This is a genomic window from Pantoea latae (assembly GCF_002077695.1).
Classification (GTDB): Bacteria; Pseudomonadota; Gammaproteobacteria; order Enterobacterales; family Enterobacteriaceae; genus Pantoea; species Pantoea latae.
Genome location: NZ_MWUE01000033.1, coordinates 266123 through 277929, shown reverse-complemented (window position 1 = coordinate 277929; position 11807 = coordinate 266123). Strand labels below are relative to the sequence as shown.

Below are 11807 nucleotides of genomic sequence, written 5' to 3'. Positions count from 1 at the left end.
GTGAGATCCTGTTTTCAGTGCAGGGGCGTTTCCGCCACAACCGGATTTTCGATATAGCCCAACTGAGCGATCTCCAGCCGCATCACATCGCCCGGTTTGAGAAACCGTCCGCTGGGCGCGCCGATGCCCGATGGCGTGCCGGTTGCCAGAATATCGCCGGGCTCCAGCGTCATCACCGTCGACAGCCAGGCGATTTGCGCATAGATGTCATAAATCATGTCGCTGGTGGTGGCCTGTTGCCGCAGCTCGCCGTTGACGAAAAGCTTCATCTCCAGGTTGTGCGGATCGGCAATTTCGTCCGCTGTCGTCAGCCACGGCCCTATCGGTCCATGGGTGTCGAACGATTTTCCCAGCGTGAACGTCGGGGATTTTTGCAGCCAGTCTCGCGCGGAAACATCGTTGACGATGAGATAGCCGCCGATCACCGCGGCCGCATCGCTCGCCTTAACGTGACGGCAACGCTGACCAATGACCACGCCTAACTCCACCTCATAATCCATTTTGTCACTGACATCGGGTTTGACGACCGGGGCAAAAGGGCCGTTGATGCAGGAAACCTGCTTGTTGAACCACAGCTGGGTTTCGGGGATCGCGATCCCCGCAAGGCGCGCCTCCTCGGCGTGTTTACGATAGTTCATGCCAATGCCGAGAAATTTCTGCGCATCCTGCACCGGGGCTTCCAGCTCTACCTCCGCCAGCGCGAAACGCGGGCCGCTCGCCGCCTCGAGCAAAGGACGCAGCCGCGGCATATCACACAGCAGTTGCCGCATCGAATCGCCGACGCCCGCTATGACGGAAAGGTCGACCACCTGTTGCTCCACCACTTTGCCGATGCGAGTGCGGCCATCCTGAGTAAAACGTACCAGTTTCATGCCTTTCTCCTTTGCTTAAACGGGGTCAGCTGCGAAAGTAAAATTTCCCAGCCCGTTGCCGTGCGGCGCGCTATCAGGGTTGAAAAACCCTCTCTCACCGCCTCCTGTCCGCTATCCAGCAGGCGCACGGTATTGCGCGTGGGGCCGGTCAACAGCGCGATATCGCCGTAAACCTGCACCTCGGGTTCAGCGCGGGAGATGTCTGCAAACCCGCCCATGGTTTGAATGTGCTGAATAAACTGGGCTTTGGTGTGTACCAGTCCCGTGCTGTGAATATGCGTGAGATCCTCGGCCAGCAATGCCCTCAGCGCCGGCACATCTGCGCGAATCAGCGCCTGCTGGCGTCGCTGCTCCAGCGCCAGCAATGCGGCGATATCGTCGTTCATGCGCCTCTCCTTACACCAGGCCGGTATAAGACCCGCCGTCAAGCTGCAGGTTTTGTCCGGAGATAAAAGAGGCCTGCTGGCTGCAGAGAAAAGCGCAGGCCGCGCCAAATTCCTCTGCGGTGCCGTAACGTCGGGCGGCAATCGACTGCACATTGCGCTGGCGGGCAGCCTGCCGATCGATGCCCTCCTGGCTCATCAGGCGCTGTAGCATAAATTCCTGGCGTGGCGTATCGATGCGTTCCGGCAACAGGTTGTTTATCGTGACGTTATCTTTCGCCACTTCGCCGCTGATCGCCTTGCAGATTGCCGTCAGCGCAGTGCGTGCCGCAGTGGAGAGGCCCATCATATAATGGGGTGTTTTGACCATCGCCGAGGTGATATTGACGATGCGTCCAAAGCCGCGCGTCTGCATGCCAGGCAGCCATGCGCGAATGAGCTGCACCGCCGGGATAAAATTGGCCTCTATGGCAGAACGCAGCGCCTGTTCATGCCACGCCTGTAGCGATCCCGGCTGCGGACCCGCATTGTTGGTTACCAGAATATCGATCTCGGGCAATGACGCGAGAATACGCGCCCGGTCAGCTTCGCTGGTTAAATCCGCCGCCAGGTATTCGATCTTTTGCCTGGGGAACGCCGCGCGCAGGGTGCCGGCCACCTCGTACAGTTTTTCAGCATGGCGCCCGTTCAGCGTCACGTTGACGCCTTCCGCCGCCAGCGCCTGCGCGCAGGCCAGCCCTAACCCCTGCGATGATGCGCAGATAAATGCGTGTTTACCCTGAATCCCTAAATCCATGATCGCTCCTGCCCGTGTACGTGGCTTCTGAGAAAACCTGGCGGCAACGGCAGCGCGAGAGGCTGACGACAACATGTCGCATCACATAACTAGATATATCTATATTTACGATATGTCTGGATACTGCCCTTGTTCTGCGTGTAAAACTCAGAAGTCGATCACGGATTGTTAACCGTACGCTTTTAACGCGTCTGAATAGGCGGAAGGCTTAACGTGACGCGCAGGGTGAAAAACGCAGAAAGCGCTTTATAAACAGGGGATAAGAGGAGATAAAAACCGAAAGGAGTAATGTTAATGCGCTGCAACGCGCCTAAGGAAGGGATTCAGAACGGAGGCTATTTAAGCTCTCCGTCCCGATCGTCCACCGCTCTCATCATAAAAATGCTGCTTAAACGCTAGCGGCGACCTTTAACCACCGAAGCCTTCCAGCTGAAATCGCTAACCTCGCTCTCTTTCAGCGATTCAGGTTTCTTTCTGCGCGTCGGCGCTTTTTTCGCTTTATCGGCCCGCGCTTTCTCTTTTGCCAGCTTCACGCTCATAATTTGCTGTCGCGCTTCGGCGGTAAACTCTTTCTCTTTTTTGACGTCCGGCTCTTTGCCGGTGCGCTGGCGATACTTCTCCATTAGCCCTTTCAGGACGACCTCGACCGCCAGCCGCTCTTCGGCGTCGAACTGATCGATGGAAATCATTTTCTTGTCGCTCATAAGCTCTCTCTCCTGTGAATGCGCAGCGATGAGTGTACGCTGAATAGTCATTGATTGCTGCTGTTCCGGCTTTCTTGTACCCTTCCCGCTTCCGACAGAGAGGAGTTCTCATGACCGATCATCGCACCAAAGACCCGCTGCATGGCGTCACGCTGGAAATGCAGGTCAATGCGCTGGTGACGCGTTTTGGCTGGGCTGAATTAGGCAAGCGCATCAATATTAACTGCTTCAAAAGCGATCCCAGCGTTAAATCCAGCCTGAAATTTCTGCGGCGTACCCCCTGGGCGCGCGCGGAGGTGGAAGCGCTCTATCTGGATTCGCTGGAGAAGCCCGCCGCTGAGTCGCCCGAGCAGCCCGCGTTTAATCCCTGGACCGCGGGGCGCGATGCGTAGCGGCGCACGCCAGCGCGATGGCGATTGATTATGCCGGCTTTCTGCCCGCGCTGCTGCCCGTCGCCCTTTCCCCTGGGGCCAGCTTTACGCTGGTGATGAACAGCGCGCTGGCAGGCGGACGCCGCGGGCTTTTTAAAACCCTGGCGGGCACCGCAGCAGGCATTTATACCCACGCGCTGCTGATCGGCCTCGGCATTACCGCCGCCCTCGCGTCGTTTCCCTCGCTGTTCGGCGTGCTGAAGGTGGCAGGCACGCTCTATCTGCTCTGGCTGGGCGTGCAGCTGATCCGCAGCGGCGTTAACGCCCGCGCCTCAACCTCTGGCAGCGGCGACGCGCCCGTGACGGTCAAAGCCGCCTGGCTTGCCAATCTGCTTAATCCCAAAGCGGTGATCTTCTATCTGACGGTGGTATCGCCCTTTGCCGCGCATCAGGGCGGGATCCTCCCCTATTTACTGCTGGCGTCGCTGCATGTGGCGGTGATGATCGTTTGGCTGATCGCCGTCAGCGCGACGCTGATCTTCTCGGCGCGCAATGCGCATCCGGTCAGGCTGAAAAAGTGGGTGAATATCACGGGCGGGCTGGTGCTGGTGTTTATTTCGCTGAAGGGGTTAGTGCCGTAAATCGCTGGCGGCAGGCGGGAAGTAACCATCCCTGGTCAGTAAAAGAAGTTCTAGCTCTGCAACAGGGCTAACACCATTTGCGGCGTCTGGTTGGCAATCTTCATCACCGCGGCCTGCCCCTGCTGCAGGATCTGCGTCTGCGCCAGACGGCTCGCTTCCTGCGCGTAGTCCGCGTCCTGAATGCGGCTGCGCGCGCTCTGGGTGTCGACGCTCTGCTGCGACAGCACCGCTTTGTTCGACTCGTAGCGGTTGATTTTCGCGCCGTAGTGCGAGCGGTAGGCGCTGACTTTATCCAGCGCCGCATCCAGCGCGTTCATGGTGACGGAAATATCGCCGTCGGTTAGCAGCGTGGTGTTTTTCAGGCCCAGCGTCTTGATATCGGTCGGCGTCGGCGCCAGGGTATCGGTCTGCATCTGCTGCCCGAAATCGGCGCTGGTCACCACGTCAAAAGGACGGCTCTGCTTCGGCGGCACCGCTGGCATCGCTTCCGGCTCCGGCAGCACGCCCCAGGTGAGCTTGCTGGTGAAGGAGCCGTTGCCGACCACCACCACAATCAGATCTTCGGTGACGTTATCAATGGTGATCTGCTCCAGCGGATTGCTCTGGATGACGCCATTGTTATAGTCGCCGGTGGCGGTGTCTTCATAACGGTCGCCATCGCCGCTGTAGCTGATGTTCATCCCGTTATAGCTGCTGCTGGCGCTGCCGTTCAGCGCCCAGCTCGCTCCGCCCTGCAGCAGCTGCGAGTCGTCATAGCTGGCGCCGCTGGCGAAGCCGTTAGCGCTGGTCAGCAGCGAGGCGGTGGCGCTGGCGTCATCGGTAATGCCTTTGCTCACCCAGGTGAAGTCGGGATCGCTGCCGTTGATTGGCGTGCCGACCAGATGTTTGCCGTCGCGCGTAAACAGCTGCAGATCGTCATCCTGTCCCAGCGAGTCGATGCTGATGGTGATACTGGTCGCGCCCGCCGGAATATAGGCCAGCGGCACCACGCCCGAGGTGAACGAATAGCTCTGGCCCGCCACCGGAAAGCGGTTTTTGATCGGCTGCACGTTGCCCAGCAGCGCAGGCGGCAGATCGGGATCGTCGGTGGCGAGCGGATACTGGCCGAAAATCTCCGTCTGCTCGGAAATATCGGTGATGCCGGCGAGGATCTGCTGATACTCCGTGTTGACGCTGGCGCGATCGGCGTCAGAGAGCGTGCCGTTGGCGGCCTGAATCGCCAGGCTTTTGGCGCGGATCAGCAGATCGCTGACGCTGCCTAAGCTGCCTTCGGCGGTTTGCGCGTAGCTAATGGCGTCGCTAAGGCCGCGCGAGACCACGCTGTCCGCGTTGACGTTGGCCGTCATGCGGTTGGCGATCGCCTGGCCTGCAGCGTCATCTTTGGCGCTGTTGATACGGGAACCCGAGGAGAGTCGTTCTATCACCTGCCCCAACACTGACGAGCTGTTCTGCATCGATTTATTCGTCAGGGCGGCAAATTCGTTATGGTTTATTGTTAACATAGCCGCTACATACCTTCTTGGAAACTGATCGATTTATCGGCATGGCGCGGGGCGGCTTTAGCCGCAAAGCCTGTTCTGACGCCGCTTTGCGGCCCGTTTCAGGTTAAGTGGCTGATCGCGAATTGATTTAAGTTACGTTATTTTTTTACCGCGCAGGCGTCGAATGCCCAATGGCACTCGCCGCCTGCCCGTTAGCCTTCACCTCCCAGTGAATGCGCCTCCGCTCTCGCCGCTTATTTACGCGCGTCCAGCAGCTGCTGCGCATTCTCCGGCGTCACCACGGTCCAGGGAATGTAGTAGTGTTTGCTGGTGCCGTTGTTCCAGTTCAGCTCTTTCGCATACTGTTTCCAGATATCGGACTGCGGCTGATAGCTGCTGCCTTTCGCCGCGCGCATCGCTACGTCGATAGCGCCCTGCATCTGGCCTTTCGCATCCTGCAGGATAGAGACCATTTCGCCCGCCTGCACCGCGTGAATGGCGTCTGACACGCCGTCGACGCCTGCGATAGCGAAATCTTTTACGTTCAGGCCAGCGCCTTTGATCGCTTCGATGGCGCCCAGCGCCATTTCGTCGTTCTGACCAATCACGCCATTAATTTTGCCGCGATGCTTCTGCAGCCAGTTTTCCATCAGCGGCTGCGCCTCGGCGCGCGACCAGTTGGCGGTTTTACGCTCCAGCACGGTCACCTGGCCGGGACCGCATTCGGCGATGGCTTTGTCGTTGCCTTTGCCGCGCTGGATTTCACCGCTGCCGCCCTTCGGCCCTTCGATAATCACCACGTTCACTTTTTTCGTTTTGCACTGCAGCTTATCCAGCACCGCTTTGGCTTCCAGGTAGCCGCCCAGCTCGTCGTTCGACACCACTTCCGAGGTCATATCCTCGGTGTTGAGTCGGGCGTTGGTGACCACCACCGGGATTTTTGCCTCGTTGGCGTTGGTGACGATGTCGATATTGGCTTCGAAATCCATCGGGTTGACAATAATTGCGTCAGCGCGGGTCTGGATCGCCGTCGCCGCCTGGTCATTCTGCACCGAGGCGTCATAGCGCCCGTCATAAAAAGTCAGCACCGCATCGCCGCTTTTGACCGCCGGATGCGCTTTGCCGTAGCGCTCCATCAGCTGAACGAACTCCGCTTTGTTGCCGTACATCAGCACCGCGATTTTCACCGGCGCAGCCTGCGCCGCCGCCATATTGCCCACCAGCATTGCCGAGGCAAGCAATGCGATTTTGGTCATTTTCATTGTTATCTCCTGGTCGTTTTTTTATATAAGTAGGGTTAATCGCGCTGTTGTTTACGCGACGGGTCAAGCAATACAGCCACTACAATCAAGCCGCCTTTGATGATCTGCTGGTAATAGGACTGCACGCCCAGCAGATCGAGGCCGTTATTCATTACGCCGATAATTAACACGCCGAAGAAGGTGCCCAGCAGGGTGCCGACGCCGCCTGCCATGCTGGTGCCGCCGATCACCACGGCGGCGATGGCGTCCAGCTCGTAGCCGGCGCCGGCGCTGGTCTGGGCCGAGCCGGTGCGCGCGGTCAGGATCAGACCGGCAACGCCCGCCAGCGCGGCGCACAGGGTGTAAACCAGCACTTTGATGCGCACCACGCTGATGCCGGAGGTGCGGGCGCTTTTCGGGTTGCCGCCCACCGCATAGATATAGCGGCCAAAGATGGTTTTATTGAGCAGCAGCCAGGCCAGCGCGAACAGCACGACAAAGATAATTACCGGCACCGGGATGCCGGCGACATAGCCATTGCCCAGCCAGCGGAAGTCGCGGTTCAGCTGGGAGACCGGGTTGCCGTCGGTGGTGAGCATCGTCAGGCCGCGCGCGGCCGACAGCATCCCCATGGTGACGATAAAGGGCTGCAGCCGATAGCGCGCCAGCACCGTGCCGTTAATCAGTCCGCAGACGATGCCGATGCCCAGCGCGACGATCAGCGGCATCATTACCGCATGGGCGGTGTCGCCAATCGCCAGTCCGCTGTTACTGGTGGCGAAGCGCGCCGCAACGATGCCGCTGAGCGCCAGCACCGATCCCACCGAGAGATCCACGCCGGCGGTGATAATCACAAAGGTCATGCCGATAGCGAGAATGCCGTTGATTGACACCTGGCGCAGCACGATCAGCATGTTTTCATTGCTGAGGAAGTAGTTGCTGGTCCAGGCGCCCTTCGCCACCTGCACCTCGCCGATGACCGCGACGATCAGGCACAGCGCAAAGAAAGCGATAATGATGCCGTACTTGTGCATACGGCGCTTATTGCGAGTAAAAAACGAAACCCCGGGTGTCATTGAATGCGTACCGTTCATCTTGTTATCTCTCTTTTATACCGCCAGCTTCATCAGCTCGGCCTGCGTGGCCTGCGCCGCCGTGAGTTCACCGGCCAGCTGCCCGTCGCGGAACACCAGGATGCGATCGCTCATGCCGATAATTTCCGACAGCTCAGATGACACCATGATGATCCCTTTGTTTTTTAAGGCGAACTCCGACATAAAGCGGTAGATCTCCTTTTTCGCGCCAACGTCGATACCGCGCGTCGGCTCATCCAGCAGCAGCACCTCGGGATCGAGCAGCGCCCAGCGTCCCAGCACCACTTTCTGTTGATTGCCGCCGCTGAGATTGCCGACGATCTGATCGCCGTCCGGGGTTTTGACGTTGAAGCGTTTGATCATCTCGCTGGCACGCGCCTGTTCCCGCTTTTCATTGATAAAGCCTGACCGGCTGATGGCGCCAAACGAGGCGATATTGATGTTCTCGCTGACCGAACGGCACAGCACCAGCCCCGTCTGCTTGCGATCTTCCGTGACGTAGGCGATGCCGCTGTCGATCGCCTCTTTTGGCGAATGACGGCCCAGCACGGTGTCGCCCAGCTGAATGGTGCCGCTGTCGGCATGGTTGATGCCGAACACCAGATCGAGAAATTCGCTGCGTCCCGATCCCACCAGACCGTAGATGCCCAGGATCTCGCCGCGCCTGAGATGCAGGCTGATATCCTTAATTTTGTTGCGCCAGCGCAGGTTTTTGACCTCCATCATCACCTCCTCGCCGGGCTGGTTAAACTTGGCGAACTCGCTGTCATACTCGCCGCCAATGATGTGTTCAATCAGCTGTTCGCGCGTGATGTCGGCGATAAACCCTTCATGGATATAGGCGCCGTCGCGGAAAATGGTGTAGCTGTCGGCAATCTGGAAAATCTCCGACAGCCGGTGCGACACGTAGATGATCCCTTTGCCCTTCTGCGCCAGCCGGGTAATGGTCTGGAAAATCTTCTGCGCGTCCTCTTCCCCAATGGCGGACGTCGGCTCGTCCATGATGATGATGTCGGCATTGGCGTGTGACAGCGCCTTAGCGATCTCCACCAGCTGCTGCTCGGCGATGCTCAGGTTGCGCATTTTCTCGGTGGCGGAGAGGTGAAAATCCAGCTCCTGCAGCAGATCGCGGGTGCGTTGGTTCATGGTGGCGAAGTCAACGAACCCGAGGCGGCGCGGCTCGCGTCCCAGCCAGATATTCTCCGCTACCGTCAGATCGGGAATAGCGCTCAGCTCCTGCTGCACAATCGCCACGCCGGCGGCCAGCGCCTCTTTCGGATGATGAAATTCGCAGCGTTCGCCGTTGATGAAAATGCTGCCGCCATCGGGCTGAATAAAGCCCATCAGGATGCTCAGGAAGGTCGATTTTCCCGCGCCGTTGCCGCCGCAAAGCGCGTGGATAGAGCCACGGCGCAGGGCGAATTCAGCATTTTTCAGCGCCACGACCGGGCCAAAGGCTTTTTTTACTCCGGTCACTTCCAGCAGATAGGCGGGCTGTTGCGTGTGTGGATCGCGTGTCACAGTGAACCCTCCGGATAGGCCTGTCGCAGGCGTTGCAGATAGCGTTGATAGAGCGCGTCGTAGCGCGCCTGCCGTTCGGCGTCAGGCGCGACGCGGGTTGACTCATCAGGCGAGACGAAACGCTGGCAGAGATCGCTGAGCACGCGGTCGGCCTGCTGATGCGGTTGATCAGCGAGCGCCGCCGCCCACATCGCCTGAATCGCGCCGCCCAGCGCCGCCGTCTCATTGACCTGCAAACACACCACCGGACAGCCCATCACATCCGCCACGATCTGGCGCCAGCGTGGGCTGCGGGCGCCGCCGCCGGTCAGGCGGATTTCGCGCGCTGCGATACCCTGGCGTCGAAACAGATCCAGGCCATAGCGCAGGCCGTAGGTTGCGCTCTCCACCACCGCCATACAGAGGTTGGCGCGGGTAAAGTTATCGCTGTCGAGGTTATGCAGGCTGGCGCGCGCATGGGGCAGCGGCGGCACGCGTTCGCCGTTGAAGAAGGGCAGCATCTCTATCCCGCCCGCGCCCGCCGCGGCCTGATCCAGCAGCCGATTGAAGCCGGCAATATCCTCTTCCAGCAGCGTCTGCACCGACGAGGTGGCCGAGGTGACATTCATGGTGCAAATCAGCGGCAGCCAGCCGTTGCTGCTGGAGCAGAACCCGGCTATCGCCTCTGACTCTGCGACGATCGGCGCAGCAGAGCTGGCGAACAGCGTCCCGGAGGTGCCGAGACTCATGGTCACCGTACCGGCGGAAATATTGCCGGAGCCGATGGCCGCCATCATGTTGTCGCCGCCGCCGGTGGCGACGCGCGTGGCGGTCGAGAGTCCCAGCCTGTCCGCCGCTTCCGCACGCAGCGTGCCGATAAAGCATTCGGCGTTTTTTAGCGGCGGCAGCGCATCCCACAGCCGGCCGCTGCTGTCGATCAGCTCGACGGTGCGGCGGTCCCATTCGCGGGTGCGCACGTTGAGCAGCCCGGTGCCGGAGGCGTCGCCATACTCCGCGACGCGCTCGCCGGTCAGCCAGAAGTTGAGATAGTCGTGCGGCAGCAGAACCGTGTGCAAACGCGACCAGAGCGCCGGCTGCGTCCTTTTAAACCAGAGGATTTTCGAGGCGGTGTAGCCGGTCGCCATGCTCAATCCCAACTGCGCCAGCGATCCGCTGACGCCGCCCAGCTGCGCCAGCAGCGCGTCGTTTTCAGCGGCGGTTTCGGTATCGCACCACAGCTTAATGCTGTGCAGCACCTCGCCCTGCTCATCCAGCGGCACAAAGCCGTGCTGCTGGCCAGAGACGCCCAGCGCGACGATCTGACGCGCGTCGACGCCCGCCTGAGCCACCGCCTGATGAAACGCGGTGATTAGCGCCTCGATCCACCAGGCCGCATGCTGTTCGCGACGGCCGTTCGAGTCGCTGATCAGGGCGTGAGCGGCGCTGCCCTCGCCGAGGATCGCGCCCTGTTCGCTGTCGACAATCACCACCTTGGTGCCCTGGGTGCCGCAGTCAATGCCCGCATAGAGCGACATGGGTTACTCCATCTCCAGCATGATTTTGATATCGGAGGCGTTGCCGGCGGCGGCGCGCTCAAAGGCGGCGACGCTTTCGCTAAATTTGTAGGTCTGACTGATCAGCGGCTGCACGCGCAGCTTGCCGCTGCTCAGCAGGCGCAGAGTACGCGGATACATATTGGCGTAGCGAAAAATGGTCTTGAAGGTGATCTCTTTCGCCTGCGCGGCGACGATGTCCATCGGCGCCGCGTCGATCGGCATGCCAACCAGCACGGCTGTCGCGCCCGGCGCGGCGTGTTGCGCCAGCGTCGCGATAGCCGGTTTGGCGCCGCTGCACTCGAACACCACATCCGCGCCGTTGCCGCTGGTGAGCGCAGCAACCTTAGACGCCAGATCGCCGCTTTTAATATTGACCGCGTGCAGGCCTTCGTAATTTGCGGCCACCGCCAGCTTCTCATCGAACAGATCGCAAATGATCACGTCGGAACAGCCGCCCGCCAGCGCGGCCAGCGCCGTCACCACGCCGATCGGGCCGGCGCCGATCACCAGTCCGATATCGCCTGGTTTGATGCCGGCTTTGGTGGCGGCGTGCATGCCAATCGCCAGCGGCTCGACCATGGCGCCTTCCGCGAAGCTGACGTTGTCCGGCAGCTTGAAGGTAAACGCGCCGGGATGAACCACGGTTTCACGCAGGCAGCCATCCACCGGCGGCGTCGCCCAGAAGCGCACCGCCGGGTCGAGGTTGTAGATCCCGGCGCGCGACTGCGCCGAGTTAAGATCGGGAATGCCCGGCTCCATGCAGACGCGATCGCCCGGTTTGACATGGGTGACATTTTTGCCGGTCGCCAGCACCACGCCGGAGGCTTCATGACCCAGCACCATGGGCGCTTCCACCACGAAAGGACCGATGCGGCCGTGCTGATAGTAGTGAACGTCGCTGCCGCAAATGCCCACAGAGTGAATTTTGATCAGGACGTCATTGTCGCCTGTTGTCTCATCGAACTCGCGATCTTCAATCGCAATTTTGCCCGCTTTCTCCAGAACCAGCGCTTTCATTTTTACCCCCGGCAAGATCATTGTGATGGTATCGATATCATTTATCTGCGGCGATACTGTCGCAAAAAAAGCTGCAAAACTGTGATGCTTGTTAAATATCTGTCAAACAGGTAGCCAACCAATCCTCCCTGTAACCAACAACATTGAGGCC

The 11807-nt window shown here is 59.9% G+C and carries 12 protein-coding genes; 2 read left to right on the top strand and 10 right to left on the bottom strand.

Annotated elements, in window-relative coordinates; all coding sequences use genetic code 11:
• Positions 1–14: 14 nt before the first annotated feature.
• From B2J69_RS21185 to B2J69_RS21170, 4 genes are all read right to left on the bottom strand, one after another.
• Complete coding sequence (locus tag B2J69_RS21185) at positions 15–872, bottom strand: fumarylacetoacetate hydrolase family protein (protein WP_081142067.1); 858 nt, start codon at positions 870–872, stop codon at positions 15–17.
• A complete protein-coding gene (locus B2J69_RS21180; protein WP_081142065.1) occupies positions 869–1258 on the bottom strand; it encodes a nuclear transport factor 2 family protein in 390 nt (129 codons plus the stop codon). Before B2J69_RS21180 ends, B2J69_RS21185 begins: the two co-directional genes overlap by 4 nt.
• Positions 1259–1268: 10 nt before the next feature.
• Positions 1269–2051 (bottom strand): SDR family oxidoreductase, encoded by a 783-nt coding sequence (locus B2J69_RS21175; RefSeq protein WP_081142063.1) that lies wholly within the window; start codon positions 2049–2051, stop codon positions 1269–1271.
• Between the two features lie 395 nt (positions 2052–2446).
• Positions 2447–2755 (bottom strand): hypothetical protein, encoded by a 309-nt coding sequence (locus B2J69_RS21170; protein WP_081142061.1) that lies wholly within the window; start codon positions 2753–2755, stop codon positions 2447–2449.
• A 110-nt stretch (positions 2756–2865) separates the two neighbouring features.
• Here B2J69_RS21170 and B2J69_RS21165 point away from each other — a divergent pair, with 110 nt between their 5' ends.
• Positions 2866–3147 carry a VF530 family protein gene (locus B2J69_RS21165; protein ID WP_081142059.1) on the top strand — a complete coding sequence of 94 codons (282 nt, stop codon included), beginning with the start codon at positions 2866–2868 and terminating at the stop codon, positions 3145–3147.
• Positions 3148–3164: 17 nt separating this feature from the next.
• Positions 3165–3767: a LysE family translocator gene (locus tag B2J69_RS21160; protein WP_081142057.1), complete on the top strand. Its 603-nt coding sequence runs from the start codon at positions 3165–3167 to the stop codon at positions 3765–3767.
• Between the two features lie 50 nt (positions 3768–3817).
• Here the strand turns inward: B2J69_RS21160 and B2J69_RS21155 are convergent, their stop codons facing one another.
• From B2J69_RS21155 to B2J69_RS21130, 6 genes are all read right to left on the bottom strand, one after another.
• A complete protein-coding gene (locus B2J69_RS21155) occupies positions 3818–5269 on the bottom strand; it encodes a flagellin N-terminal helical domain-containing protein (RefSeq protein ID WP_081142055.1) in 1452 nt (483 codons plus the stop codon).
• Positions 5270–5502: 233 nt separating this feature from the next.
• Entirely contained in the window at positions 5503–6510 is a 1008-nt protein-coding gene (locus tag B2J69_RS21150) for a substrate-binding domain-containing protein (RefSeq protein WP_081142053.1), read from the bottom strand.
• 35 nt (positions 6511–6545) lie between these two features.
• Entirely contained in the window at positions 6546–7523 is a 978-nt protein-coding gene (locus tag B2J69_RS21145; RefSeq protein WP_407944760.1) for an ABC transporter permease, read from the bottom strand.
• Between the two features lie 75 nt (positions 7524–7598).
• Positions 7599–9104, bottom strand: coding sequence for a sugar ABC transporter ATP-binding protein (locus tag B2J69_RS21140; RefSeq protein ID WP_081142049.1), 1506 nt, complete (start codon positions 9102–9104; stop codon positions 7599–7601).
• Positions 9101–10618, bottom strand: coding sequence for a xylulokinase (gene xylB, locus B2J69_RS21135; protein WP_081142047.1), 1518 nt, complete (start codon positions 10616–10618; stop codon positions 9101–9103). Before xylB ends, B2J69_RS21140 begins: the two co-directional genes overlap by 4 nt.
• 3 nt (positions 10619–10621) lie before the next feature.
• Positions 10622–11656 carry an NAD(P)-dependent alcohol dehydrogenase gene (locus tag B2J69_RS21130; protein ID WP_081142045.1) on the bottom strand — a complete coding sequence of 345 codons (1035 nt, stop codon included), beginning with the start codon at positions 11654–11656 and terminating at the stop codon, positions 10622–10624.
• Positions 11657–11807: the final 151 nt, after the last annotated feature.

Excerpts from the sequence above, each read along its gene's own strand:
- B2J69_RS21150 (WP_081142053.1), bottom strand. The coding sequence starts at position 6,510 with ATGAAAATGACCAAAATCGCATTGCTTGCCTCGGCAATGCTGGTGGGC.
- B2J69_RS21130 (WP_081142045.1), bottom strand. The coding sequence starts at position 11,656 with ATGAAAGCGCTGGTTCTGGAGAAAGCGGGCAAAATTGCGATTGAAGAT.
- B2J69_RS21155 (WP_081142055.1), bottom strand. The coding sequence starts at position 5,269 with ATGTTAACAATAAACCATAACGAATTTGCCGCCCTGACGAATAAATCG.
- B2J69_RS21170 (WP_081142061.1), bottom strand. The coding sequence starts at position 2,755 with ATGAGCGACAAGAAAATGATTTCCATCGATCAGTTCGACGCCGAAGAG.
- B2J69_RS21160 (WP_081142057.1), top strand. The coding sequence starts at position 3,165 with ATGGCGATTGATTATGCCGGCTTTCTGCCCGCGCTGCTGCCCGTCGCC.
- B2J69_RS21180 (WP_081142065.1), bottom strand. The coding sequence starts at position 1,258 with ATGAACGACGATATCGCCGCATTGCTGGCGCTGGAGCAGCGACGCCAG.
- B2J69_RS21165 (WP_081142059.1), top strand. The coding sequence starts at position 2,866 with ATGACCGATCATCGCACCAAAGACCCGCTGCATGGCGTCACGCTGGAA.
- B2J69_RS21185 (WP_081142067.1), bottom strand. The coding sequence starts at position 872 with ATGAAACTGGTACGTTTTACTCAGGATGGCCGCACTCGCATCGGCAAA.
- B2J69_RS21145 (WP_407944760.1), bottom strand. The coding sequence starts at position 7,523 with ATGCACAAGTACGGCATCATTATCGCTTTCTTTGCGCTGTGCCTGATC.
- B2J69_RS21175 (WP_081142063.1), bottom strand. The coding sequence starts at position 2,051 with ATGGATTTAGGGATTCAGGGTAAACACGCATTTATCTGCGCATCATCG.
- xylB (WP_081142047.1), bottom strand. The coding sequence starts at position 10,618 with ATGTCGCTCTATGCGGGCATTGACTGCGGCACCCAGGGCACCAAGGTG.